Annotated in this window: 3 protein-coding genes and 1 pseudogene; all 4 read right to left on the bottom strand. The window is 67.7% G+C overall.

What is annotated here, in order from left to right:
• Positions 1-302, bottom strand: a pseudogene (locus WA965_RS10760) (phage shock envelope stress response protein PspM); the annotation flags it as partial.
• A gap of 27 nt (positions 303-329) precedes the next feature.
• Positions 330-1,157: a phage shock protein PspA gene (gene pspA / locus WA965_RS10755; RefSeq protein WP_526301549.1), complete on the bottom strand. Its 828-nt coding sequence runs from the start codon at positions 1,155-1,157 to the stop codon at positions 330-332.
• A 131-nt stretch (positions 1,158-1,288) separates the two neighbouring features.
• Positions 1,289-1,630 carry a transcriptional regulator ClgR gene (clgR, locus tag WA965_RS10750; protein WP_526301551.1) on the bottom strand — a complete coding sequence of 114 codons (342 nt, stop codon included), beginning with the start codon at positions 1,628-1,630 and terminating at the stop codon, positions 1,289-1,291.
• Between the two features lie 99 nt (positions 1,631-1,729).
• Positions 1,730-1,935: CinA family protein (locus tag WA965_RS10745; protein WP_526447496.1), on the bottom strand; the 206-nt coding region annotated here is incomplete at its 5' end.

Here is a 1,935-nt window from a genome sequence, read left to right as displayed (position 1 = left end):
CGCAGGAACGCCAGCGTCGCCAGAAATGCGGCGCCGACGGCGATCGGTGCCGGGATGAACAACGCCCAGACCGGGGTGCTCCAGGACGCCAGCACGGCCGTCACACCCACCCAGAACAGCGCCGAGACAGTGAGGAAGACTCCGAGCCGAAGTGCCCACCGCCGCTTGCGCAACAGCTTCGCCCGCGGGTCGGCGGCCGCATTGAGCTTGTCGGCCAGCACGCCCGACCAGTCCGCGGCAGTGTCGACCCCGCGTTGCGCCAAGGAACGCCAAGCCTGCGGCCTGCCGGTGTGTGTGCTCATCGAAACAACTCAGCGTCCTCGTCGAAGTTACTGCGACAGCGGGTTTTCCGGTGTCGGATTCGGGTTGGCCGCCGGTGTTGCCGGCGTCTGGGCGGGGGTGGCCGGCGTGGCCTGGCCACCCGCGGGCAACTGCTCGCCGCGCATGGAGGCGCGGATCTGCTCGAGCCGTGAATGCCCGGCCATCTGAACGCTGGAATGCTGTACTTCCATCATCCGGCCCTGCACCGAGTTCTGCGCCAGCTCGGCGGAGCCGATCGCGTTGGCGTAGCGGCGTTCGATCTTGTCGCGGACCTCGTCGAGGCTGGGCGTGTTGCCCGGCGCGGCCAGCTCGCTCATCGACCGCAGCGATGAGCTGACCTGCTCCTGCATCTTCGCCTGCTCGAGCTGGCTGAGAAGCTTGGTGCGCTCGGCGATCTTCTGCTGCAGCATCATGGCGTTCTGCTCGACTGCCTTCTTGGCCTGCCCGGCGGCCTGCAACGCCTGGTCATGGAGACCCTTGAGGTCCTCGACACTCTGCTCGGAGGTCACCAACTGTGCGGCGAAGGCCTCCGCAGCGTTGGTGTATTCGGTGGCCTTGGCGGCATCGCCGGCGGCGGTCGCCTGGTCGGCCAGGGTGAGGGCCTGGCGCACATTGACCTGGAGCTTCTCGATGTCGGCCAGCTGCCGGTTGAGCCGCATCTCCAGCTGCCGCTGGTTGCCGATCACCTGGGCCGCCTGCTGGGTCAGCCCCTGGTGTTGGCGCTGGGCTTCCTCGATCGCCTGCTGAATCTGCACCTTGGGGTCGGCGTACTCGTCGACCTTCGAGCTGAACAGCGCCATGAGGTAGCGCCATGCCTTGCTGAACGGATTGGCCATCGGTTCGCTCCGCCTTACGTGTCTGTGTGTTCGAACAGTGTCAGCTGTACCTGGAAGTGCCCTGGACCCAACTTATCGGTTCCCCGCAGATCACCACACCCCCGCGGGTCTTTTGCACAGGCCCGTCGGGGTCAGGCCACCGCCATCGACACGACCTGCGGGATGACCACCTTGGTGGAGGCGTCGATGCCGGCGGTGCCGGCAGGCTCGACGACCGTCGTGATCGCGGCGCGCGCTTCGTCGATCGCGAGGTCGTCCCCGGCCTCCGACAGCACCCGTGACAGCGGGACGTCGAGAGCTCCGCAGATCGCGCTGAGCAACTCACTCGAGGCTTCCTTGCGGCCGCGTTCCACCTCGGACAGGTACCCGAGGCTGACGCGCGCCGAATCCGATACCTCGCGCAGGGTGCGTCCCTGCTCGACACGGGAGCGACGCAGCACGTCGCCGATCACCTCGCGCAGCAATGCCGTCATCGCGTTCTCCTCAATCGCTTGGCTCTCTAGCCCAACGCTCGATGTCGCCGAGATGGTTCCCGATCCGGGCCCATGATCGCCGGAGCATCCGACATCGGTTCAGGATCGGGCGATGAACAGGCGCAACTCGCTGATCGCCGCCTGCACCGCCGCCAGCCGGATGTCCCAGCGGGACCCGTGGAGCGTCAGCTCGACCACATCGGTGGCCACCGGACCGGCCAACCCCAAGAACACCGTGCCGACCGGGTGCCCGCCGTGGGGCTCGGGGCCCGCCACGCCGGTCAGCCCGACGCCCCAGGTCGTAC

The sequence above is a fragment of the Mycobacterium sp. genome (assembly GCF_049683935.1).
In the GTDB taxonomy this organism is placed as follows: domain Bacteria; phylum Actinomycetota; class Actinomycetes; order Mycobacteriales; family Mycobacteriaceae; genus Mycobacterium.
The sequence above is the reverse complement of the archived record's forward strand: the minus strand, read 5'-3'. Positions and strand labels throughout refer to the sequence as shown.

Excerpts from the sequence above, each read along its gene's own strand:
- pspA (WP_526301549.1), bottom strand. The coding sequence starts at position 1,157 with ATGGCCAATCCGTTCAGCAAGGCATGGCGCTACCTCATGGCGCTGTTC.
- clgR (WP_526301551.1), bottom strand. The coding sequence starts at position 1,630 with ATGACGGCATTGCTGCGCGAGGTGATCGGCGACGTGCTGCGTCGCTCC.